The organism is Halomonas campaniensis (genome assembly GCF_002211105.1).
In the GTDB taxonomy this organism is placed as follows: domain Bacteria; phylum Pseudomonadota; class Gammaproteobacteria; order Pseudomonadales; family Halomonadaceae; genus Vreelandella; species Vreelandella campaniensis_A.
This window is the reverse complement of sequence record NZ_JPUA01000034.1, coordinates 173,303-198,154: the sequence shown is the minus strand read 5'-3', so window position 1 is coordinate 198,154 and position 24,852 is coordinate 173,303. Positions and strand designations below refer to the sequence as shown.

The window sequence follows — 24,852 nt, the reverse complement described above, 5'->3', positions numbered from 1 at the left end:
GGAACTTAAAGTTAAGTTAGCGAAAAAATAGGCAATTTCTTACCCAAAACGAGCGAATTTCGTCGGCATTTGTAAGATATCTCTTACAAAATTTTGAGACATCTCTTACAAACGCATCTCAAAATTCGCTCGAAATTGGTTTTTACTGCCCCTTAATTGCCTTCAAACCTGGGTAGGTTACCTCACCAAGCTCCGCTTCAATCACCAGCAAACGGTTGTACTTGGCAACCCGGTCAGAGCGGCACAGGGAACCCGTTTTGATCTGCCCTGCACAGGTACCCACTGCCAAATCGGCAATGGTGGTATCTTCGGTTTCACCGGAGCGATGAGAAATAACCGCAGTAAAGCCCGCATCCTGTGCCATCTTGATGGCATCCAGCGTCTCAGAAAGCGAGCCGATCTGGTTGAACTTGATCAGGATAGAGTTACCGATCTGCTCATCAATACCACGCTTGAGAATCTTGGTGTTGGTGACGAAGAGGTCATCGCCCACCAGCTGCACTTTATCGCCCAGCTTGTCGGTCAGCGCTTTCCAACCCGCCCAATCGGATTCATCCATGCCGTCTTCGATAGAGACAATGGGATAGTCCGCACACAGGCCTGCCAAGTAATCGGTAAAGCCTTGGGCATCATAGCTTTTGCCTTCACCAGAAAGGTTGTACTGGCCGTCTTTATAGAATTCGGAAGACGCACAATCCAGCGCCAAGGTAACGTCTTTACCCAGCACGTAACCTGCATCTGCCACGGCCTGTTTAATCACCGCCAGCGCATCAGCGTTAGAGGCCAGATTAGGCGCAAAGCCGCCCTCGTCACCCACGGAGGTGGAGAGCCCTTTCGCCGCGAGCACTTTCTTCAGCGCATGGAAAATTTCCGCGCCCATGCGCAGCCCTTCGCGGAAGTTAGGCGCGCCCACTGGCTGCACCATAAATTCCTGGATATCGACGTTATTATCCGCGTGCTCGCCGCCGTTGATGATATTCATCATCGGAACCGGCATGCTGTACTGACCCGGCTGACCATAAAGCTCAGCAATATGGGCATACAGCGGCACGCCTTTGGCGTTAGCAGCGGCTTTAGCGGCAGCCAGCGAGACGGCTAGAATGGCGTTAGCGCCCAAATTCGCTTTGTTCTCGGTGCCGTCCAGCGCCAGCATGGCATCGTCCAGGCCACGTTGGTCACGGGCATCCATACCCAGCAGCGCATCACGAATTTTGCCATTGACCGCATCGACTGCTTTCAGCACGCCTTTACCCAGGTAGCGCGACTTATCGCCGTCGCGCAGCTCTAACGCTTCCCGGGAGCCGGTTGAGGCACCACTGGGTGCACAGGCTTCGCCGACAGCGCCACTGGCAAGGCGTACATGCGCCTGCACGGTGGGGTTACCGCGTGAATCCAGCACTTCCAACGCACTGATAGCAACAATTTTGGTCATGGCAGTGTCCTTTCCTGTTAGTTAGATAAAATTATTAATATAACGCCCTACTCAACGAGGCTCTGATTAGCAAAAACAGCTTAGCGAATGGTTAACGGTCCAAACCCCTTGACCAGCGCATCCAGCTGCACAAGCTGAGTTAAGAACGGCTCTAGCTGATCCAGCGGCAGCGCACAGGGGCCATCGCACTTGGCGTTGTCTGGGTCAGGGTGGGCCTCTAAAAACAGCCCGGCAAGGCCGACAGCCACACCTGCACGCGCTAACTCCGCCACCTGTGCGCGGCGCCCGTCTGCACTGTCGGCCCGTCCACCAGGGCGTTGCAGCGCATGGGTCACATCAAAAAATACCGGATAGCCGGTCTGCTTCATATCACCAAAGCCGAGCATATCCACAACCAGATTGTTGTAACCAAAGCTTGAGCCACGCTCGCAGAGCATCAGCTGATCGTTACCCGCTTCCTGGAACTTGTTGAGGATATGGCGCATTTCATGGGGCGCCAAAAACTGCGGCTTTTTGATATTGATGACGGCACCGGTTTTAGCCATGGCAACCACCAAATCGGTTTGGCGAGCCAGGAAAGCCGGCAGTTGAATAATATCAGCCACTTCAGCGGCTGCTTGCGCCTGCCACGGCTCGTGCACATCGGTAATGATCGGCACGTTGTGGCGGGCTTTGATATCGGCAAGAATCTGCAGCCCTTTTTCAATACCTGGGCCACGGTAGGAGTGGATGGAGCTACGGTTGGCTTTATCGAAGCTGGCCTTGAAAACATAGGGCAACCCCAGCTTCTGGGTCACCGTCACATAGGCTTGGGCGACTTCGTCGGCAAGCTCCGCAGACTCCAGCACGTTCATACCGCCCAACAACATTAGCGGCAAGGAGTTGCCGGCGGTTAAGCCGGCAACGTTAATATGGCGCTCTTGCGATCCATCTTGAGAAGCCATGCTTTTGCCCTCTTATTCCTGCGCATTCGCATGGGCACGACTACGCGCTGTTTTGTGATCCAGGGCGGCGTTAACAAAGCCCGAGAACAGTGGGTGTCCATCACGGGGCGTCGACGTGAACTCTGGATGGAACTGACAGGCCACGTACCAGGGGTGATCCGCTAACTCGACCATTTCCACCAGCGACTGATCAACGCTCTTACCCGAGATAACCAGCCCGGCTTTTTCAAGCTCATCGATAAACTGGTTATTAACCTCAAAGCGGTGGCGATGGCGCTCCACAATCTCTTCGGAGCCATAGGCCTCACGTGCTTTAGAACCCGATGCCAAGTGGCACACCTGGCCCCCTAAGCGCATGGTGCCGCCTAAATCGGACGCCGCATCGCGCAGCTCGATTTTGCCTTCCGGGCTCAGCCACTCTGTAATCAACCCGACCACCGGATGCTGGGTGTCGTGGGTGAACTCGGTGGAGTTGGCATCCTTCCAGCCTGCGACGTTACGGGCGAACTCAATCACCGCTACCTGCATGCCCAGGCAAATACCTAAATAGGGCACGTTGTTTTCGCGGGCGAATTGAGCGGTCATAATTTTGCCTTCTACGCCGCGCTCGCCAAAGCCCCCGGGCACCAGAATGGCGTCTTTACCTGCCAGACGCTCGGTGCCGTGGCGCTCGATATCTTCAGAGTCAATATAGTCGACGTTGACCTTGATACGGCCCTGGATACCGGCGTGAATCAGCGCTTCGTTGAGCGACTTATAGGCATCCAGCAGCTCCATGTACTTACCCACCATGGCGATGCTAACGGACTTGAGCGGGTTGAGCTTGGCATCCAGCACCTTCACCCATTCGGAGAGATCGGCTTCGGGCGCTTCAAGGCGCAGCTTGTCGCAAACGATCTCGTCCAGGCCGTGTTCGTGGAGCATCAATGGAATGCGATAAATCGTATCGGCATCCTGAAGCGGTACCACGGCACGCTCTTCGACGTTGGTGAACAGGGCGATTTTGCGCCGCTCGCTCTCTTCGAGCTCTACTTCGCTGCGGCAAATCAGAATATCAGGCTGGATACCGATGGAGCGCAGCTCTTTAACGCTGTGCTGGGTCGGTTTGGTTTTGGTCTCACCCGCCGTTTTGATGTAGGGCACCAGGGTCAGGTGCATAAACAGCGCGCGGTTGGCGCCCTGCTCGCTACGAATTTGGCGAATCGACTCCAGGAAGGGCAGCGATTCGATATCACCGACCGTGCCGCCGATCTCTACCAGCGCCACATCAAAGCCTTCACCGCCCGCGTACACGCGCTGCTTGATCTCATCAGTGATATGCGGGATCACCTGAACGGTACCGCCTAGGTAGTCGCCACGGCGCTCTTTACGCAGTACGTGTTCGTAGACACGACCGGTCGTAAAGTTGTTGCGCTGAGTCATTTTGGTACGGATAAAGCGCTCGTAATGGCCGAGATCAAGATCGGTTTCGGCGCCATCTTCGGTGACGAACACCTCACCGTGTTGGAAGGGGCTCATAGTGCCCGGATCCACGTTGATGTACGGGTCGAGCTTGAGCATGGTGACCTTAAGGCCGCGGGCCTCTAAAATCGCCGCAAGCGAGGCGGAGGCGATGCCCTTGCCAAGAGAGGACACAACGCCGCCGGTCACGAAGATATATCGTGTCATGGATAACCTGTCGAAACGTGATCAGAAGGCACGGCAGAAAGCCACGCCAGGATGGGTCGACAGACTAGCAGATTACGACCTAAGGCTCAATTTGAACTGAGCAGCCAAAACTACTCACCTCAATCACACTTGTGCAACCGCCCCAGCGATAGGTCTCCGCGAGGGCGCTGTGAACCCATCCCTGGGCGCTACTTTTGTCATCCATGACAAAAGACCCTCGCTACGACCTATCCCTGGAGATGCTCTATGCATCAGACACGATCTATACGCCCAGGTAGTCCAGAATGCCTTCTGCAGCCTGGCGGCCTTCGTAAATTGCCGTGACCACCAAATCAGAACCGCGCACCATATCGCCACCGGCAAAGATTTTTTCGTTGCTGGTCTGAAAAGCGTACTGGCCGTGCTCTGGCGCGGTGACGCGGTCGCGTTCGTCGACCTGAATATTGGCGCTATCGAACCAGGGCGCTGGGCTGGCCTGGAAGCCGAAAGCGATCACCACGGCATCCGCCGCAATGATCTCTTCAGAGCCGGGCACTACTTCAGGCCGCTGACGGCCGTTTTCATCCGGCTCGCCCAAGCGTGTGCGCACAACTTTCACGCCTTCGACCTTCTCTTCACCGACGACCGCCACCGGCTGACGGTTGAACAGAAACTCAACGCCCTCTTCACGAGCATTGGAGACTTCACGGCGCGACCCCGGCATGTTGCCCTCGTCACGACGGTACGCACAGGTCACGCTGGTGGCGTTTTGACGAATCGAGGTACGGTTACAGTCCATCGCCGTATCGCCGCCGCCCAGCACCACCACGCGCTTACCCTCCATGGAGATGTAGTCGTTCGGGTCTTTTTCAAAGCCCAGGCAGCGGTTGACGTTGGCAATCAGGAAGTCGAGGGCCTTGTACACGCCGGGCAGGTCTTCACCGGGGAAGCCGCCTTCCATGTACTTGTAAGTCCCCATGCCCAGGAAGACCGCGTCGTACTCCTGCATTAGGGTCTCAAACTCGATATCGGTACCAATCTCGGTATTCAGGCGGAACTCGACGCCCATCTCCTCAAAGACCGCCCGGCGGCGCTCCATCACGCTCTTTTCCAGCTTAAACTCAGGAATACCAAAGGTCAGCAGGCCGCCAATTTCCGGGTACTTATCAAACACCACCGGCTTAACGCCGTTACGCGCCAGAATATCGGCACAGCCCAGGCCCGCCGGGCCTGCACCAATGATGGCGACTTTTTTATCTGTCCAGGTGACGTGGGACATATCCGGGCGCCAGCCCATGGCGAACGCGGTATCGGTGATGTACTTCTCCACCGAACCAATCGTCACCGCGCCAAAGCCGTCATTTAGCGTGCAGTCGCCTTCGCACAGGCGATCCTGGGGGCACACGCGACCACACACTTCGGGCAGCGAGTTGGTTTTGTGCGACAGCTCAGCGGCTTCAATAATGTTGCCTTCCACCACCAGCTGTAGCCAGTTGGGAATGTAGTTGTGCACCGGGCACTTCCACTCGCAGTACGGGTTACCGCAGTGCAGGCAGCGATGCGCCTGACTGGCCGCATCAGTGGGCTTGAACGGTTCGTAAATTTCCGCAAACTCTTTAGCACGAGTACGGGCATCTTTCTTCTGTGGATCCTGACGACCCACATCGACAAACTGAAAATCGTTATTTAAACGGTTAGCCATGATCTCTCTCCTGTCAGCGTGAGGGGCATAAGCGGGTTATTGCGGCTGACGCCGAGACTGATCCAGCAAACTACCCAGACTGGCCGCTTTTGGCTTCACCAGCCAGAAGTGGCGCGCATAGTCGCTGAAGTCTTCCAAAATAGCCGCCCCACGCGCGGATCCCGTCGCGGCCACATAGGCTTCGATCATTTCACGCAGGTGACGACGATACGCCTCCATCGCTTCAGTGTTAACACGGTGAATTTCGACCAATTCGTGGTTGTACTTGTCCACGAAGGTGCGCTCTTCATCCAACACATAGGCAAACCCACCGGTCATGCCCGCACCGAAGTTCACGCCTGTCTCACCGAGTACGCAGACCAGACCGCCAGTCATATATTCGCAGCAGTGGTCGCCTGCACCCTCGATCACCGCGGAAGCGCCCGAGTTACGCACTGCAAAGCGCTCGCCCGCGGTACCGGCGGCGAACAGCGTCCCACCGGTGGCACCGTAAAGGCAGGTGTTGCCGATAATGGCGGTTTTATGGCTCTCAAACTGACTGACTTTGGGCGGCACAATGACGATACTGCCGCCGTTCATGCCCTTGCCGACGTAGTCGTTGGCGTCCCCTTCCAGGAAGAGGTTCAAACCACGGGCATTCCACACCCCGAAGCTCTGCCCCGCCACACCGACAAAGTTTGCCGTAACCGGTGCCGCTTCCAACCCCTCTTCACCGTAGCGTTTGGCGATAGCACCAGAGGTGAGTGCGCCCACACTGCGGTCACAGTTGGTAATGGTGAAATCAAACTCACCGCCCGACTGGCTTTCAATAGCATCTTTCAGCGCCGCCAGGACTTCCTGGTTTTTAGCGCCCGGATCGTGGGGCACGTTGCGGCTAACCCTGCAGAACTGCGGCGCATCTTTGGGTACAAAATCATTGGCCAGCAGCGGCGTTAGATCGAGCTTGCGCTGGGAAGCGGTATTGCCTTCCAGTACTTCCAGCAGGTCGGTACGCCCAATCAAATCAGTCAGCTTGCGCACGCCCAGCATGGCCATCAACTCACGCACTTCTTCAGCGATAAAGCGGAAGTAGTTCTTGACCATGTCCACCGTGCCGCGGAAGTGCTCGCCGCGCAGGAAGTCATCCTGAGTGGCGACCCCGGTGGCGCAGTTATTGAGGTGACAGATACGCAGGTACTTACAGCCCAGTGCCACCATGGGGGCGGTGCCAAAGCCGAAACTCTCGGCGCCGAGAATCGCCGCTTTGACCACATCCAGCCCGGTTTTCAGGCCGCCATCGGTCTGCAGGCGAATCTTGTCGCGCAGGCCGTTGATCCGCAGCGCCTGGTGCACTTCCGGCAGCCCCAGTTCCCAGGGGGAACCGGCGTGTTTGATCGAGGTCAGCGGGCTGGCCGCTGTACCGCCGTCGTAGCCTGATACGGTAATCAGATCCGCGTAAGCCTTGGCCACGCCGGTGGCGATCGTGCCGATCCCCGGCTCGGAGACCAGCTTCACCGACACCTGGGCATCCGGATTGACCTGCTTAAGGTCAAAAATCAGCTGAGCCAAATCTTCGATAGAGTAAATATCGTGGTGGGGCGGCGGTGAAATCAGCGTCACACCGGGTACCGCGTAGCGCAGCCGGGCAATCAGCTGGTTTACCTTACCGCCGGGCAACTGACCGCCCTCGCCGGGTTTAGCGCCCTGGGCGACCTTGATCTGCAGCACTTCCGCATTGACCAGATACGCCGGGGTAACGCCAAAGCGGCCCGAGGCGATCTGCTTGATTTTCGAGCTGCGAATGGTGCCATAGCGGGCTGGGTCTTCACCGCCCTCACCGGAGTTGGAGCGACCACCGGCTTCGTTCATGGCCTGGGCCAGCGCTTCGTGGGCTTCTGGCGATAGCGCGCCCAAGGACATACCGGCGCTATCAAAGCGCGGCAGCAGATCTTCAACCGGCTCTACTTCATCCAGCGCAATCGGTGTCTCAGCAGGCTTGAGCTTGAGCAAGTCACGAATGGTGGCCACAGGCCGCTCGTTCACCAGCTGGGCAAATTTCTTCCACTTGGTGTAGCTGCCTTCCTGAACCGCTGCCTGCAGCGACATCACCACATCGGGGTTATAGGCGTGATACTCGTGGCCGTGGACATACTTGAACATGCCGCCCTGGGAGATGCCTTTACGGGGAATCCAGGCATCTTTGGCCAACAGCGCCTGCTGCATCTGCAGCTCGGCAAAACCGGCGCCCTGAATGCGCGAGGCCATACCCACGAAGCACAGATCCATCACTTCATCTGCCAAGCCCACGGCTTCAAACAGCATTGAGCCACGGTAGGAAGCCAGCGTCGAGATACCCATTTTAGACAGGATCTTGAACAGGCCCTTCTGTAGCCCTTTACGGTAGTTCTCACGACCATCCGCCGGGTTACCGGTCAGTTCGCCGGTGCGGTGCATATCCGCCATGACCTGATAGGCGAGCCACGGATACACCGCCGTGGCGCCCACACCAAACAGCACCGCCATTTGGTGGGCATCACGAGCGTAGCCGGTTTCCACCACGATGTTGGCATTGGGGCGCAGCGCTAAACGGCCCAGGTGAGAGTGCACGGCACCCACGGCCAGGGCGGCCTGAATGGGGATCAACCCTTTGGCAAGCTCAGCATCGGTGAGTACCAGAATGACTTTACCGGCGCGCACCTGAGCTTCGGCTTCTTCACACAGCGCCTTCAGTGCCTGATGCAGGCTCTGCTGCTCAGGATCATAGCCCAGCGACAGCGTATAGCTGGCAAAGGCCGGGTCGTCCTGGCTGACCAGGGCGGTAAACTTGCGCGGGGACAGTACCGGCGTGGTCAAGATCAAACGGTGGGCGTGCTCGGGCGTCGCTTTAAAGACGTTAAGCTCCGCGCCACAGCAGGTTTCCAGCGACATCACGATCGCTTCACGCAGCGGGTCGATGGGCGGGTTGGTGACCTGGGCAAACTTCTGACGGAAGAAATCCGTGAGCAGCCGCGGACGGCTCGACAGCACCGCCATGGGGGTATCGTCACCCATGGAGCCCACGGCTTCCTGGCCACTCTCCGCCAGCGGGCGCAGCACCTGGTCACGCTCTTCAAAACTCACCTGGAACATCTTCTGCTGAACGTTGAGCGAATCGGCATCCATGGTTTGGAAACGCGCCAGTTCGGTTAGCGCCGACTCCAAATAGCTGGCCTCCTGCTTCAACCAACGCTTATAGGGATAAGCAGATTTCAACCGTTCATCGATATCGGTGGTGTGCAGCACTTCGCCGGTTTCAGTATCCACGGCGAGCATTTGGCCAGGACCTACACGGCCTTTGGCAACTACGTCTTCCGGCTTATAGCCGTAGGTGCCGATTTCAGAGGCCAGGGTAATGTAGCCATTCTTGGTAATTACCCAGCGCGCCGGGCGCAGGCCGTTACGGTCGAGCATACACACCGCTTGACGGCCGTCGGTCATCACCACGCCCGCAGGGCCGTCCCACGGCTCCATATGCATGGAGTTGTATTCGTAGAAGGCGCGCAGCTCGGCGTCCATGGTTTCGACGTTCTGCCAGGCGGGCGGCACCATCATGCGTACCGCGCGGTGCAGCTCCATACCGCCGGTCAGCAGCACTTCCAGCATGTTGTCCATACTGGAGGAGTCAGAGCCAGTGGTGTTGACGATTTCATCCAGCTCGGCGATATCCGGCAGACGCTCGTTAACAAAGTTGGCTTTGCGGGAGTTCGCCCAGCCACGGTTGGCTTCAATGGTGTTGATTTCGCCATTGTGGGCCAACAGACGGAACGGCTGGGCCAGCGGCCAGCGCGGTGCGGTATTGGTGGAGAAGCGCTGGTGGAACACGCAGATGGCAGTTTCCAGGCGCGGGTCGTTCAAGTCCTGATAGAACGCCGGCAGGTCTTCCGGCATCACTAGGCCTTTATAGGAGACCACTTCAGACGATAGCGAGGCGACGTAGAAGTCCTCTTCATCGCGCAGCGCCTGCTCGGCACGGCGGCGGGCCATAAAGAGGTCAACGTCGAAGTGTTCGCCGTTGCCCGGCTGTACAAATAGCTGACGAATACGCGGCAGGCAGTCCAACGCCATGGGGCCACACACACTGGAATCAGTCGGCACATCGCGCCAGCCCAGCACGTTAAGGCCGCGCGCTTCCAGCTCGCGAACCAGGGTATCGCGGGCACGTGTTTCCCGGGCATCATCGTTGGGTAGAAATACCACGCCCACGGCAAAGCGGTCGCCCAGCTCGGCATCAAATGCCTCTTTGGCCAGCGCCTGCATAAAAGGAATAGGCATTTTAAGCAGCAGACCGCAGCCGTCGCCTGTTTTGCCGTCGGCAGCGATACCGCCCCGGTGGGTCATGCAGGTCAGGGATTCAATGGCAGTTTTCAGCAAGTCGTGGCTAGCCTGGCCTTCCATATGGGCAATCAGGCCAAAACCACAGTTATCGCGAAACTCGCCAGGCTGGTGAAGACCTCTATTCATGGGCGTGCCTCTACTAGTCAGCGTATTTTTTTAGCAGCGTGCTTGTGGTATAAAGGCAGGTTTTGCTTTTTTTATGGTGCTTATAACCTAGCCAGAATGGGGTATTTCCCACGTTCGCTGCCGCAACAAAATGGCCGGTCAGCATAGCGATTGGCACACGCTTTGCGCAATCTCTTGGCGCTTACATCGTTACAGAAACCCTTTTCAAATCCTGCATTTGCATTCTCATTCAAAGAAAAAATACATATACTTCAAACACTTGTAATCGCATAAAACGCTATTTTAACGCTTTGTTTTTTCCATTAAACTTTAGTCTAAACACCGCTTACAAGCCCATGCCGATAGCGCATAAGGCATACGGATTATATAAAACAGCGTTCGACAAATGGGCTCACGATGTAGCCAAGCGAATAAAAACCCGCCCAATGAAACCACTCCTTCTAAAGAGCGGCACATTGGGCGGGCATAGTTGACCGGGTTTGCAACCCCCAGGCCTTAAGAGGAAGTGTTTGAAGGCTTCTGATTGGCCACTTAGCCAGGCCAATCAGCAGCGGGGATAAGCGTCCAGCAGTGTGCGGAGCATATCAGTGGGCGTGGCATCGCTGACGCAGGCATCGCCTAAGGCGTTAAGCAGTACCAGGCGAAGACGGGTATCGATATTTTTCTTATCCAGCCGCATGCGGGCTAAAAAGTCATCGCTGGACATATTCGCCGGTGCCGCCAACGGCAGCTCGGCGCTCTCAATCACTGCCAGGCTGCGCGCCAGGGCCGCGTCGTCGATCCAGCCTAAGCGGTTAGAGAGCGTGGCCGCCATGGCCATGCCAGCGCCCACAGCTTCGCCGTGCAGCCAGTTGCCGTAGCCCTGGTGGGCCTCAATGGCATGGCCAAAGGTGTGGCCCAGGTTTAACAGCGCACGCACGCCCTGCTCGGTTTCATCTTCAGCGACAATATCGGCTTTGATTTGGCAACTGCGGGCGATGGCTTCGGCTACCACCTCGGGCTCAACATCAAGCAGTGCTGGCATATTGGCTTCCAACCAGCTTAAAAACGCTTCGTCGCGAATCAAGCCGTACTTAATCACCTCGGCCACACCCGCCGACAGCTCTCGGCGGGGCAGGCTCTTAAGTGAATCAATATCCACCAGCACCGCCTTGGGCTGCCAGAAAGCACCGATCATATTTTTACCCAGTGGATGGTTAACGCCGGTCTTGCCCCCCACCGACGAATCCACCTGGGAAAGCAGCGTGGTGGGTACTTGGATAAACGCCACACCGCGCTGATAAGAAGCGGCGGCGTAGCCGACCATATCGCCAATCACACCGCCGCCTAAGGCGATCAGGGTGCAGCGGCGGTTAAAGCCGGCCTCTAGCAGCGCATCCCAAATACGGCTGACCTGCTCGATGGTTTTATACTGCTCGCCATCGGGAAGCACCACCGTGCGCACCTCAAGATGCTTCGGCAAGCTGGCGCAGAGCTTTTCCAGGTAGAGTGGCGCGATAGTCTCGTTGGTCACCACCATCACCTGCTGGCCGGCCAGATAAGGCGTTAGCATATCGGCGCGGCCAATCAGCTCGGTGCCAATATGAATCGGGTAACTGCGCTCGCCTAAAGCAACGTGAAGGGTGCGCTGCGTACTGGCTGTCGAGGTCATTGCGATACCTTATGGTTAAGCGTTCCAGCCGATGACGATGAGGGCTCCAGTGGATCCACCAGCCGATGCACCCGGCGCAGAATTTCATTGACCACCGCTCGCGGGCTGCGCCGGTCGGTGCGCACGGCAATATCCGAGGTGGCGCGATAGAGCGGGTCGCGCTGGGCAAACATATCGTTGAGCACCTGCTCGCGATTGGCGCACTGCAGCAGTGGCCGGTTGCGATCTTTCGCTGTCCGTTTGAGCTGCTGGTCGACGGTGGTCAGCAGATAAACCACCGTGCCACGCTCGCGAAGTGCGCGGCGATTCTCCTCCCGCAGCACCGCACCGCCGCCGGTGGCGACCACCACTGGAGAGAGCCGGGTTAACTCATCAATCATCTGAATTTCCCGCAGGCGAAAGCCCTGCTCCCCCTCGACATCGAAAATCCACGGGATATCGGCCCCGCAGCGGTCTTGGATGGCGTGGTCACTGTCGTAAAACGGGCGCGCAAGCTCAGCCGCCAACAGGCGACCAATAGTGCTTTTGCCAGCCCCCATGGGGCCAATGAGAAATAAATTGGGTAAATCCTGCATCAGCGAACCGTTAAGCCATCGTCTAGGAGTCGTGGAGTAATAAAGACTAACAACTCTACCTTTTCATTGCTCTCTTCGGTATAGCGAAACAGTCTACCGAGCAAAGGAATATCACCCAAAAGCGGCGTTTTGGCGATTTGGCGCAGCTCTTCGGTGGTCAAAATTCCGCCTAACACCACCGTTTGGCCGTTATCCACCAGCACCTGGGTCTCAATTGTATTGGTGTCTATCGGCGGTTCACCGCCAAACTCCGATTCACGGAAACTATCATTTTTGATCACCAGATCCATGATAATACGGTTATCCGGAGTAATCTGCGGGGTGACTTCCAACGAAAGTACGGCCTCTTTAAACTCGGTATCCGGGTTGTCGTTGCCATCGACACTCTGGAAGGCGCGCTCTTCACCCTGGCTAATTTTGGCGGTACGTTGGTTGGCGGTAATAATTCTAGGCTGAGAAATAGTCTGGCTTTTGCCTTCGCTCTCCAGTGCGCGCAGCTCCAGATCCAACAGGATATCGCCGGATAAGTAGCCAAAACTAAAGCCGGTGCCTGGCCCTGTGGCGGCGCCTAAATCCACTGCCAAACCTCCCTGCGCTCGGTTAATGCCATCCGGGTTGATATCGCGCCGACTGAAGGTGCCGTCTTCCCCCTCTTGAAAGCCGCGGGTGCTCGACACTCCCCAGTTAACCCCCAGTTCGCGGGAAGCGGTGTCCCTGGCGATGACAATGCGCGCCTCTATTTGTACCTGGCGGACGGCCACGTCCAGGCGGTCTATGGTGCGTACGATATCATGCACTTGGTCGGCGGTATCCTGAACCAGCAGTGTATTGGTGCGGTTATCAACGCTCACTCGGCCGCGTTCGGTAAGCAGCCCAAAGCCATCGCCCCCGCGCAGCAGCTGGGCTAAATCTTCGGCCCGGGCATACTTGATCTCGATAAACTCGGTGACCAGCGGCGAGAGCGTTTCACGCTGGTTACGCGCCTCTAGCTGCTGGCGTTCAAAATCGGCCAGCTCATTGGCGGGGGCCACCACAATCACATTGCCCTGCTCACGGCTCGATAACTGCTGGCTTTGCAGAATCAGCGCTAGCGCTTGATCCCAGGGAACATCGTTTAAGTTGAGCGTCACACGCCCCGTTACGCTGTCGCTGGCGACTAAATTTAGTCCGGTAAATTCGGCCAGCGTCGCTAGCACCGAGCGGACTTCTATATCCTGAAAGTTAAGACTCAAACGCTCGCCGGTGAAGCGCTCACCGGTCGCCTGGGAGGGTTGTGTCTCCTCACTGGCGGGCTGAACTTCTACGGTCAGCGTGCGGCCACTTTGCGAGGAGATCATCGCATAAGCGCCCTGCGTGGCGATCGCTAACTGGGTGGCGCCCTGGCTGGCGCGGGGAGTAATCCGGGTGATGGGGGTAGCAAAATCGGTGACATCGTAGACTTGGTTCAGCGAGTCTGGAATCGCCACATCGCGCAGATCTACCATCACTTGATCGGGCCCGCCTTCCCGCACCTTGGCCTCGACGCCTTCGCGATCAAAGGTGACGATCAACCGTCCGGCGCCGTCCGGGCCGCGACGAAAATCAATATGTTCAATCTGCGGCCCTTCGTCCGTTTCAAGCCCCGCTGAAGCGACACGGGGAGAAGCATTAGACGAGCGGCTGGCGTCTGCAGCAAAGGTAATGCGTAGACGATCCCCCAGCACGCGGGACGTGAACGCCTGGGGCTCGCTGAGATTGATCACCAAACGCGTACGGCCATTGCCCTCCAGCGCGGTAATTTGCTCGATACCGTGACGATTAACATTGATGCGCCGATCAGCAAGCCCGCTCTGGGTTGCCGCCAAATCCAGCGACACCCGGGGTGGAGAGTCCAAGCGGTAGCTGCGCAGCTCCGGAACGCTGCCCGTAAACCGCAGGTCAAGGTGGGTGCCTCCGTTCTCAGCGGGCTGAACATCAATATCAGTCAGCACCGAGGCAGTCGCCAATGAGGGCAATAGTGAAAATAGTGCGGCCATGGCCATGTAGAAAGTCATTCGCCAAGCTGTAACTGCCATGAGCTATTATCCGCTTACTCGTTGTTTTCGTTGATGACTAGCGACACTTGCCGCTCCTGCCACCCTTCAGGCTGGGTGAACACCCGTTCTGTCACGCGTATCTCTTGAGCGTTGATTTGGGCAATACGCCCATAGTCGGTGCCCAGATAGTTACCCTCTTTCACGCTGGTCACGTTGCCATCCGGGGAGGCAATCAACGCCACCTGCCGCCCTCCCATACGCATGGTACCGACCAACCGCAGCTCTTGCAGTGAGAAGCGCTCCAGCGGCTCTGGGGTGCGCTGCAGGTCAGGTGCTAGAGCGCCCTCATTACGACTGGCGCCCTCCTGCGCCAACGCCTCTGGCGGCAGAAAGGGGCTACGTCCGTCGCTATACAAGTAGCTCAGCTCCTGGCTTTCGGGCAGCGCCACGGCCATAACCGGCGGCTGCCCCCCAGGGGTGTGACGAATGGCCGCCAACGTATCTTCTAGCTGTGCTAAATCGGCATCCGCACAGCCCGTTAGCGCTGCCGCTGAGAACGCCAGGGTAATAGCCGAAACTGCCCTGACTGCAGGGGGCGCTGTTTTTTGTTTAGCGGTCATGGCGTATCCGCCCCCTCAGTAGAGGGTGCTTCGCTCTCCTCTACATAGCGGTAGGTACGCGCGAGTAGCGAAAGCCGCAGCGTGTCACCACGACCATCAACGGGCTCCAGGGTAAAATCGTGCTGGGTCACCATACGGGGCAGCGAGGCAATGTCAGCACTAAAGCGCGCCAATTGGTGATAGCCACCGCGCACCTGTATATCCAGCGGTTGCTCGATATAGTGGGGCTGGGTTTGCGTTGGGCGCAGCCGAATCGTTTCAATGGTGAGGCGGTTGTCGACGGCAGCGTCGCTAATGCTATCCAGTAGCGAGGGGATTTCCGCATCGGTAGGTAGCATGGTACGCAAACGCCCCATCTGCCCCTCCAGGGTCGCCAACTGCTCGCGCATTTCCGGCAGGAAGGCCGCTTGAGAGGCTTTGCTGCGGTATTCGCTCAACAGCCTGACCTCCTGGCGCTGGGCCGCCGTATAGGCCTCACGCTGCTCACTCACCACGAACCACATCATCACACATAAGGCCGCCAGCAGCGCCAAGCAGCAGCACACTACTTTTAACAGCCACGGCCAACTGCCAGCTTCTTTGACATCCATATCCCGCCAGTCAACCTCGCGCAGACGCTGCCACTCAAGCGCCCACTGCTCCCGGTTCAGGGTCATGGAAGCGCCTCCTCAACACTTTGCGGCAATGGAGCGGTGAGCTGCTCCACTTCAAAACGAAATACCCGGCCTGAGCCATCTTGCTCACTCTCTACTGCTGAGAGCGAGGGAACGGCCAACCCTGGCAGAGCAGCAATACGGCGCAGCTGTTCGGAAACCTGACGCTCGCTGCCTGCCACCGCTGTAACGCTGACGCTGTTACCGTTTTTCGCTAAGCGTTGATAAATGACGCCATTGGCCACGCTCTCCGCCACGTCATTAAATAGCTGCACCGCATCCGTTCGTTCGGCCTGCAGCGCCTGAAAAACGGCGATCTGCTCGCCTAACCGTTGCGCGTCGCTGGCGTAGTGTGAGACGCCCTCGATATCGGTATTAAGACGCTCGATGTGGTCACTAATAAAGGCATTACGCTGCTGCTGGGCGGCCAGCTTGAGCTGATAAACATACGCGACAAGCAAACCCAGCACGACGCCAAGCACCAGCATACCCGCCACCACGGCGTAGAATTTGCGGGTGCGCCGTTCACGCTGCGCTTCCCGCCAGGGCAACAGGTTAATCGTCATGCTCATTGGTTAACTCTCATTGACTAACCCTCATGGCCAGCCCCCCCGCGGTAAGCATTGCCGGGGCATCATTGGTTAAGGCCTGAAGATTTAACCGCTTATTGACCCGCATGCGCTGGAAAGGGTTAGCAATGGTCACCGACATACCGCTATCTTCAGCAATGCGCTCGGCAAGCCCGGGAATAACACTCGAGCCACCCGCCAGTACAATGTGTTTCACCTCTTGCTGACGTCCGGCGGTGTAGTAAAGCTGCAGGGAGCGCCCCACCTGCTGCACTACGGTTTCCAGAAAAGGGTTAAGGACACGCTCATGGTAATCGTCGGGTAGTCCGCCGCGCTTTTTAGCGAAGCCCGCTTCCTCCATGCTTAAGTCATAACGGTCACGAATCGCATCGGTGAGCTGGCGGCCGCCAAACACGGTGTCGCGGGTATAGACGATATGCCCACCACGAACGACGTGGAAGGCATTCATATTGGCGCCAATATCCACCAACCCAACGCAGGCGGTGGGGTCATTCTCTACATTTAGCTGGCGATGCAACTCGGCGAGTGAACGCTCCATGGCAAAGGTTTCCACGTCCACTGCCGCGGGTTCTAAGCCCGCTCGCTCAAGCGTGTCGGTAAGCTGCGTCACATCCTGCTGCCGACAGGCAACCAGCACCACCTGCTGCTGCTCATCGTCAAAGGGGGCGGGGCCAAGGCACTCAAAATCAAATGCCACTTCATTGAACGGAAACGGAATATGGCGGTCTGATTCGGCCACGATGCGCTCTTCAATTTCTTCTTCACTTAGCCCGTTAGGGAAGCTAAGCGTCTTGGTGATTGCGGCGCTGGCGGGAACAGCCACCGCCGCTTTACGGGTAGAGGGTTTGGCGTGCTCCACGGCGCGGCTAAGCACGCTGGCCACGTCATCAATATCGCGGATTCGGCGCTCCACGACGGCCCCTTCACGCAGTGGTCGTACGGCATAGCTTTCTACTTGGTAATTATCATGGCACTGTTTAAGCTCAAGCAGCTTGACGGTCGCCGAGGTAATATCGACGCCGATCAACCCTTTACCAGGTTTTAGAAAGCGCATATTGGGTCTGGCTCCGCCTGCTTATCGCCCATTTTTCACATGTGGTTTGAGGTTACATGATTTTTAGTGACGTCACACGTGGATCAACTTAGCGAATATCAACACTGGTGGCCGCCGCCTCAGGTTCCTATAATGGCTGCCAATTGCATGATACGGCCGTTTAGATGCCGATCTTTTCATTCTTCCCAGGGTGCTCTCCGTACATGACGTTTCTTCGAAACCTTATTGTGTCGCTGTTTTTTCTCATCGTGTCGTTGGTCGGTGCTAGTGCGTTAGCCGTAGTGGGAGCCGCCATTTACTTTGCGCCGGGTCTGCCAGATGTACGCCAACTGCAGGACTTTGAACTGCATACGCCGCTGCGTATTTTTACCCAGGACGGTAAGCTGATTGGCGAATTCGGTGAAGAGCGCCGTATGGCGATCAACTTTGACGAAATTCCACAAGATATGATCGACGCCTTGACCGCGGCCGAAGATGCCAGCTACTTCGACCACGCCGGGGTGGATCCGCGTGGCTTGGCGCGGGCCGTGGTTCAGCTGGCGATGAGTGGCGACATTCAATCCGGCGGCTCGACGATCACCATGCAGGTTGCGCGTAACTATATGTTGACGCTCGATCAGACGTTTACACGTAAAATTCGCGAAATCCTGCTAGCGCTGCAGATGGAGCAGATACTCGATAAAGAGCAAATCTTCGAGCTTTACGTGAACAAGATTTTCCTGGGCAATCGCGCCTACGGTATCGCCGCCGCCGCTGAAACCTACTACGACAAACCGCTTGCTGAGCTTAGCTTGGCACAAACGGCCATGATTGCCGGTTTACCTAAGGCACCGTCGGCCTTTAACCCGTTGGCTAATTCCGAGCGTTCGCTGATTCGTCGCAACTGGATCCTCTTCCGCATGCGCGAGCTGGGGCATATTGATGACGCCACCTACCAAGCTGCCGTTCAGGAACCCGTCACGGCTCGTCGTCACTACACCCAAGCAGAGGTCGATGCCGCCTATATCTCCGAGATGGCGCGTCAGTATGCAGTGGAGCGCTTCGGCGATGAGGCTTACACCGGCGGCTATCGCATTTACACCACTATTGATAGCGAGCTGCAGCCCTTTGCCCGCCAAGCACTAGCCAACGGGCTAACGGCCTACGACCTGCGCCATGGCTGGCGCGGGCCGGAGCAGCGTGAGATTGCTGCAAGCCTTGTGGAAGCCCAAGAGCAAACTGCCACCCAAGGCCTTGAAGAGGAGCTTGCCGAGTCACCCGAGATTCGTCAGACCGCACGCCAAGCCGCCCAGCGCAGTCAGACCGAAGTCGAAGGCATCGATGGCGACGTCAGTAACTGGGTGCAGGTGCTTGAGCGCACGCCCAACTATGGCCTGCTCCAGCCCGCCATCGTGGTAGAGAGCAGCGGCCGCGAAATGCAGGTACTCACTCGCGACAATGGTCTACAGACAATCGGCTGGGAAGGTCTAAACTGGGCTCGCCCTTACCTAAGCCCGCGAAGCCGCGGAGCTGCGCCCAATTCGGCGGAAGAGATTGCCGTTCGGGGCGATATGATCCGCGTAGTTGAGAATGAAGACGGGTCGCTACGCCTCTCTCAGCAGCCGGATGCGGAAGGCTCGCTGGTCGCTCAAGACCCGCAAACCGGTGCTATCCTGGCACTCCAGGGCGGTTTCGACTTTAACGCCAGCAAATTCAACCGTGCAGTACAGGCAAGGCGTCAATCGGGCTCAATCTTTAAACCGTTTATTTACTTAGCGGCCCTTGCAGAGGGTGAGATGAACGCCGCCAGCGTGGTTAACGATTCCCCCGTGGTACTCGACGACGGTAGTAACTCGTTGTGGCGGCCGGTCAACTCCAGCCGTGACTTCCAAGGCCCCATGCGCTTACGCCCGGCCCTTGCCCGTTCGCGCAACCTAGTCACTATTCGCGTTCTGCAAACCATGGGGTTGGATTACACGATTAACTTTTTGGAAGGCTTCGGCTTCTCTCCCAGCCAGCTCCCTCGTGGCTTATCCCTGGCGCTGGGCAGCGCAAGCTTAACGCCCATGGAGATGACCAACGCTTACGCGGTACTCGCCAATGGTGGTTTTCAGGTATCACCCTGGTTCATTGAGCGGGTAACCCGTGACGATGACAAAGAAGTAATCGACGAAGCCACACCGCAGGTGGCTTGTCCCAGCTGTGCCGAAGATCAGGAAACGGTAGAAATCGATGGCCGCGAATACCCAATCGCCAAACGGGTAGCCGACCCGGCGGCTGTGTATATCCTGCGTGATATGCTGCGTGACGTAATCACCTCGGGTACTGGCCGCGGGGCACTGAGCCTTAACCGTGAAGATATCGTCGGCAAAACCGGTACCACTAACAGCCAGCGCGACGCTTGGTTTGCGGGCTTTAATAGCAACCTAGTGACCACGGTCTGGGTCGGTAAAGACAGCAACGAAACCATCTCTGAGTATGGCGCTCAGGCCGCCCTCCCCATATGGGTAGAGTTCATGGGCGATGCCTTGGAAGGAACCCCGAATGCCGTGCCTGAGCGCCCCGCGACGATTGTTACCGCCCGTGTGGACCCGGACACTGGCCAACGCTTAGCGGACGGCCAGTCTGGCGGGATTACCGAGCTGTTCCATCAGGATCACCTGCCGGATTATCAGCAGCGCCGCATTAGTCGCGAGCTGGAAGAGGCCAGTGGCTCTCAGGGTTCAGGCACCGCTGAGTCGATCTTCTAAACCAGTCAAACCCGTAGCACACCAAGCAAAAGGCTCACCAAGCAAAAGGCCCGGAGATTATCGCTCCGGGCCTTTTCTGTTACTGGCTACCTTTGGTCGGTATGTAGGGTCGCCTAACGTTTAACCACTAACGGGCGTTGCAGGCGCTTCGCGCCTGCTGGCCAGCCAGTTAGCGCCTATAGCAACGATCATGACCACCACCCCAGCAATTTCGGTCATCAGGTTAGGATAGAACACCCCAAAAATGGCGGCAGTAATCGCAATACGCGGTAGCCACGACATTTTGGTAAACAGATAACCCTCCAACGCCGCGGCAAAGGCGCCTAACGCCAGAATGGCGATCACCCCGTTCCAGACCACCACCGGCACGGGGCCGCCAATAATGATTTCGGGATTGAAGACCATAAACAGCGGGATCAAGTAGAGGCCTTTAGCAAACTTCCACGCCTGAAAGCTGGTTTCCATCGGCTTACTACCCGCAATCGCCGCCCCGGCAAAGCCTGCCAAGGCGATGGGCGGCGTCACGTTGGAGTCCTGGGAGTACCAGAACACCACCAAGTGGGCGACCAGTAGCGGCACACCAAACTCAGCAGTCAATGCAGGCCCGACGAGGACAATAAGCACGATATAGCTGGCGGTAACGGGCAGCCCCATCCCCAGCACCAGGCTGGCCAACAGCACCATCACCAGCGCCAACACCAGATTGCCGCCGGAGAACGCCAGCATCATGGAGGAGAACTTAAGCCCTAATCCGGTCAGTCCAACTACGCCGACAATAATCCCGGCGACCGCACAGGCCATAGAAACCGCTACCGCGTTACGGGCACCAAGCTCCAAGCCCTCGATCAGCTTGGCAAAACCTGTACGCACCACATCTTTAACGGCCGACGCGGTCACCGGCTGTCCCTGCCGAGGCGCTACAAAGAAGAACCACAGCACATAGCGCAATACCGCCACTGCCAGGATGGTCACCACCGCATAGTAGCCTACCCGCATGGGCGACATGCTCATCGCCAGTAGCCAGACCAGCACGGCCAGCGGTAGCAGGAAGTGCCAGCCATCCTTCATGACCTGGCGCATCTGCGGCAGCTCATCCTTGGGCAGCCCCTGCATGCCTTGCTTAAGCGCAATGATATGCACAAACAGATAGACCGTAGCGAAATACATGATCGCCGGCAGGATACTGACCTTGACGATGTCCAGGTACGGCGTATTGGTGTACTCAGCGATCAAGAATGCCCCGGCCCCCATCAGCGGCGGCATAATCTGCCCGCCGGTGGAGGCCGCAGCTTCGATACCACCTGCCTGCTTGGCCTTGTAGCCTAGACGCTTCATCAGCGGAATGGTAAAGGCACCGGTGGTGACCACGTTGGCAATCGCACTGCCAGAAATCGACCCCATACCCGCCGAGGCTAATACCGCTGCTTTAGCCGGTCCGCCGCGCTGGCGACCGGTCGCCGCATAGGCCATATCGATAAAGAACTTGCCCGCCCCAGTGCACTCCAAAAAAGCGCCAAACAGCACAAAGATAAAGATGTAAGTCGCCGCGACCCCCAACGGCAGGCCAAAGATGCCCTCTTGACCCAGGTAGAGCTGACCGGCGACCCGGTCAATGGAGTAGCCGCGGTGCTCCAGAATGCCCGGCATCCACTCGCCAAGCCAAGGCAGCTCGCCCCGAGGGCCAGCAAAGGCATAGATAATCGCTAGTAAGCCAATCACGGTCATACCAAACCCCACCGCGCGGCGGCTGGCTTCCAGTACGGTTACCGTGGCAATACAGGCAACCAGGATATCGGTGTCATTCCAGAATCCCGCACGGCTAAAAATCGCATCCAGATTGAGTACTAAGTAACCACCGGTGAGGATAGCCCCAGCAAAAAACAGCAGATCAAGCCCCCAGCCTAATACACCACGCTTGCGGGTGGGGCCGAAGGCTGGAAACATTAAAAAAGCCAGCACCATGATCAATGCTAGGTGAATACTGCGCTGATAAAAAAGCCCTAAAGGCTGAATGCCAGCTGAATAGAGTTGGAACAGGGAAAGACCCACCGCCACAATGGTGATCGACCACAGCACCATGCGGGGTTGAATCGCATTACCGCCCGGCACCACGCTCGACGGTTGATTGGATTCGCTCATGAAGTCCTCGGAAGCGTTAACTAATGTCGTTTTTATTCACGCGGGGATGCGTGAGGATCTATCAGTTGAATGGTCACTCGCTGTCCAGCAGCATGCTCACTTAGGCTTACTGGCGCATGTTCACCATTTGGCCATACCACGCGATGATTGACAGCAGGTGACCCTACCCTCAACACATACCGGTTATTGGTGACAGGCTCGTTAATGGCATTAATCCAGTAACCGCCTTCACCGTCAGAGACCTGCTCGCCGCGGCCAAAAATATGCCCAAGCCCTGCGGCAAAGTCGGGTTGATGGCTACGCTCCAGTTGCATGACACCCGCCGCATTGCGATAGCAGTCCAACACTGTGAAATGCTCAACGGAGTGCTGCCACTTGATACACCAGCGACCGCCAGCAGGCACCGCTTCATTCACCAGGGTGTCGCCCTGCTCAGTCACCACAGCTAAGCGCATAAACGCAGACGCCGAAGCGGGGGAAGCCCCCACTTCGGCGAACGGACAACATGCAATGAGTAGCGCCACCAGTCGTTGCTGCCACTGCATGGCAATATCCTTCAATGCACTTTAACGATTACGGACGCAGACGATCCGGGATTTCGGCACCCACTTCTTCGAAATAGCGCAACGCACCTGGGTGTAACGGCACCGGGGTAGAGTCCATGGTGAACTTAACGGTGGTGTCGTTCGCTGCCGGGTGAACCGCAATCAGCTCATCGGTGTTTTCAAACAGCAGTTGGGTCAACTGGTATGCCAGCTCTTCGTCCATCTCAGAGTTAACGACGAGCACGTTGGGAATACCAATGGTCTGTACGGCTTCATCCATACCGTCATACATACCGGCGGCAAGCTCGTAGGGGGCGAACACTTCCTCTTCAGCCTGAGCATTAGCCACTTCTTCATCAGACAAGCTAATCAGACGAATATCGCGGGTTGCTGCCAGGTTAAGAATCGAGCTGGTCGGCGGCCCAACGCTCCAGAAACCGGCGTCGATATCGCCATCGCGAATGGCATCAGCGGTTTCGTTGAAGTTAAGGCGCTGGGGTGTGAAGTCCTCATAGCTGATGCCATTGGCTTCCAGCAAAGCACGGGCGTTTAGCTCGGTACCGCTACCCGGCGCACCGACGGAGACGCGCTTGCCTGCTAGATCAGCAATCGTTTCGATATCCGACTCGGCCAGTGTCACCAGCTGTACCGCGTTGGGGTAAACCGAGGCGAGCGCGCGGATGTTTTCAACCTGACGACCTTCAAAGTCATCCGTGCCGTTGTAGGCTTGATAGACCGTATCGGCCAGTGCCAGGGCAAGATCCGCATCGCCGCGCATGATCAGGCCCATGTTCTCAACCGAGGCACCAGTGACTTCGGCGGTCGCCTGGGCGCCTTCGATATGGTTGTTGATCATTTCGGCAAAACCACCGCCGATAGGGTAGTAAACGCCACCGGTACCACCCGTCGCGATTGAGAGCTGTTGAGCGCTTGCTGGAAGCGCGACCGCTAGCATAGAAGCGGCAGCTGCCGTGGTGTATAGAGAGCGTAGAGTTCGCATGAGCGTTTCCTCCGTCCTGCTTGGACTTATAGGTATGGTTGACGATAAAGGAAGTGTTGAATCCCTGCTTCGGCTTGCCACTAACAGGCAACCGCAAGCGGTGAAGGAGAAGTTAGCACGGCTAATGCGTTTGATGCTAATAGGAGGTTATCAGCGCTGCAGGGGCGTGACCGCCCAGCCGTTGAGTCAAAAAGCGACGTATTAACATCATGAAACGCTGCATAAATGTCTTACACTGTGCCAAATTGTTAATATTTATTGATAATGACCATCAATTCCCCGCCTCATCTTTATTATTGATTCAGGACAGGAGCCACACTGCTATGGAGCCCGGTTTTAAAGCGGACACCAGTCGGGAGAAAGACGCGCCGCGGCAAAATCTCGCCATCAGCGCTTACCGTCAACTCAAGCATGACATTATTCGCGGCTGCTATGCGCCGGAACAGAAGCTATTGATGAGCCGTCTGAAAGAGCAGTACGGCGCCAGCACCGGGCCACTGCGGGAAGCACTCTCACAGCTGGTCGCTGACCGCTTGGTGGTGGCCATTAGTCAGCGCGGCTACCGGGTAGCACCAATGTCGCTGGCCGAACTCAACGACATTTATGACGCCCGTGCACAGCTCGAAGGGCTGATCCTGCGCTTGGCTATCGAGCGCGGCGACGATGACTGGGAAGCCACGGTGCTGGCCACTGCGCATCGGCTGGCCAAGGTTACCGACGTCAACACCCCCGACGACCTGCTCGACCTCTGGGATCAGCGACACAAAGCGTTCCACACCGCCATTGCCAGTGGCTGCAACTCCCCTCACCTGCTGCAAATGCGCAATACCCTGTTTGATCAGGTGGAGCGCTACCGCCACCTGTGGCTCCAGGAAACGGTGATGTCGTCTAAAGCGTTAGAGCTTAAACGCCAGGAGCATGCCGCCCTGGTGGATGTCATTCTGGCTCGTGACACCGCCCAGGCTGACACCTTAATGCGCGATCATTTGATGACCCCAGTACCGATTATCACTCGTGTCCTCGAAGCACGAGGCATCAGTTAAATTCTTCGTTTTAAAAAAATGTAGATATTTTTAA

The 24,852-nt window shown here is 57.2% G+C and carries 17 protein-coding genes; 2 read left to right on the top strand and 15 right to left on the bottom strand.

The annotated features are described in order from the left end of the window. Positions 1-142: 142 nt before the first annotated feature. The 12 genes from eno to pilM form a co-directional block, all read right to left on the bottom strand. Complete coding sequence (gene eno / locus JI62_RS13420; RefSeq protein ID WP_088700643.1) at positions 143-1,432, bottom strand: phosphopyruvate hydratase; 1,290 nt, start codon at positions 1,430-1,432, stop codon at positions 143-145. An 80-nt stretch (positions 1,433-1,512) separates the two neighbouring features. Further along, entirely contained in the window at positions 1,513-2,376 is an 864-nt protein-coding gene (gene kdsA / locus JI62_RS13415) for a 3-deoxy-8-phosphooctulonate synthase (protein WP_088700642.1), read from the bottom strand. Between the two features lie 12 nt (positions 2,377-2,388). Next, a complete protein-coding gene (locus tag JI62_RS13410) occupies positions 2,389-4,044 on the bottom strand; it encodes a CTP synthase (RefSeq protein WP_088700641.1) in 1,656 nt (551 codons plus the stop codon). A 262-nt stretch (positions 4,045-4,306) separates the two neighbouring features. Further along, entirely contained in the window at positions 4,307-5,725 is a 1,419-nt protein-coding gene (locus tag JI62_RS13405) for an FAD-dependent oxidoreductase (protein ID WP_088700640.1), read from the bottom strand. A 36-nt stretch (positions 5,726-5,761) separates the two neighbouring features. After that, on the bottom strand, positions 5,762-10,204 hold the full coding sequence (gltB, locus tag JI62_RS13400) for a glutamate synthase large subunit (RefSeq protein ID WP_088700639.1): 4,443 nt from the start codon (positions 10,202-10,204) through the stop codon (positions 5,762-5,764). A 544-nt stretch (positions 10,205-10,748) separates the two neighbouring features. Further along, positions 10,749-11,855 (bottom strand): 3-dehydroquinate synthase, encoded by a 1,107-nt coding sequence (gene aroB / locus JI62_RS13395; protein WP_088700638.1) that lies wholly within the window; start codon positions 11,853-11,855, stop codon positions 10,749-10,751. Further along, positions 11,852-12,430: a shikimate kinase AroK gene (gene aroK, locus JI62_RS13390; protein WP_088700637.1), complete on the bottom strand. Its 579-nt coding sequence runs from the start codon at positions 12,428-12,430 to the stop codon at positions 11,852-11,854. Before aroK ends, aroB begins: the two co-directional genes overlap by 4 nt. After that, positions 12,430-14,484 (bottom strand): type IV pilus secretin PilQ, encoded by a 2,055-nt coding sequence (gene pilQ / locus JI62_RS13385; RefSeq protein ID WP_088700636.1) that lies wholly within the window; start codon positions 14,482-14,484, stop codon positions 12,430-12,432. The genes aroK and pilQ overlap by 1 nt, the downstream gene beginning before the upstream one ends. 14 nt (positions 14,485-14,498) lie before the next feature. After that, a complete protein-coding gene (locus tag JI62_RS13380) occupies positions 14,499-15,065 on the bottom strand; it encodes a pilus assembly protein PilP (RefSeq protein WP_088700635.1) in 567 nt (188 codons plus the stop codon). Further along, complete coding sequence (locus JI62_RS13375) at positions 15,062-15,721, bottom strand: type 4a pilus biogenesis protein PilO (RefSeq protein WP_088700634.1); 660 nt, start codon at positions 15,719-15,721, stop codon at positions 15,062-15,064. The genes JI62_RS13380 and JI62_RS13375 overlap by 4 nt, the downstream gene beginning before the upstream one ends. Further along, positions 15,718-16,290: a PilN domain-containing protein gene (locus tag JI62_RS13370; protein WP_088700633.1), complete on the bottom strand. Its 573-nt coding sequence runs from the start codon at positions 16,288-16,290 to the stop codon at positions 15,718-15,720. The genes JI62_RS13375 and JI62_RS13370 overlap by 4 nt, the downstream gene beginning before the upstream one ends. Positions 16,291-16,300: 10 nt before the next feature. Then, positions 16,301-17,362 (bottom strand): type IV pilus assembly protein PilM, encoded by a 1,062-nt coding sequence (gene pilM, locus JI62_RS13365; RefSeq protein WP_088700632.1) that lies wholly within the window; start codon positions 17,360-17,362, stop codon positions 16,301-16,303. A gap of 203 nt (positions 17,363-17,565) precedes the next feature. Between pilM and JI62_RS13360 the strand changes: the two genes are divergently transcribed. After that, complete coding sequence (locus JI62_RS13360) at positions 17,566-20,091, top strand: penicillin-binding protein 1A (protein ID WP_088700631.1); 2,526 nt, start codon at positions 17,566-17,568, stop codon at positions 20,089-20,091. A gap of 120 nt (positions 20,092-20,211) precedes the next feature. On the opposite strand, the gene JI62_RS13355 is transcribed toward JI62_RS13360, so the two are convergent. Genes JI62_RS13355 through JI62_RS13345 form a run of 3 tightly spaced genes read right to left on the bottom strand, consistent with a single transcriptional unit; the run spans position 20,212 to position 23,775 of the window. Beyond that, complete coding sequence (locus JI62_RS13355) at positions 20,212-22,230, bottom strand: TRAP transporter permease (protein ID WP_088700630.1); 2,019 nt, start codon at positions 22,228-22,230, stop codon at positions 20,212-20,214. 32 nt (positions 22,231-22,262) lie between these two features. Then, positions 22,263-22,775, bottom strand: a complete 513-nt coding sequence (locus tag JI62_RS13350; protein WP_088700629.1) for a DUF1850 domain-containing protein — start codon at positions 22,773-22,775, stop codon at positions 22,263-22,265. Positions 22,776-22,803: 28 nt separating this feature from the next. After that, entirely contained in the window at positions 22,804-23,775 is a 972-nt protein-coding gene (locus tag JI62_RS13345) for a TAXI family TRAP transporter solute-binding subunit (RefSeq protein WP_088700628.1), read from the bottom strand. A 323-nt stretch (positions 23,776-24,098) separates the two neighbouring features. Here JI62_RS13345 and csiR point away from each other — a divergent pair, with 323 nt between their 5' ends. Continuing rightward, positions 24,099-24,818, top strand: a complete 720-nt coding sequence (csiR, locus tag JI62_RS13335; RefSeq protein ID WP_088700626.1) for a DNA-binding transcriptional regulator CsiR — start codon at positions 24,099-24,101, stop codon at positions 24,816-24,818. Positions 24,819-24,852: the final 34 nt, after the last annotated feature.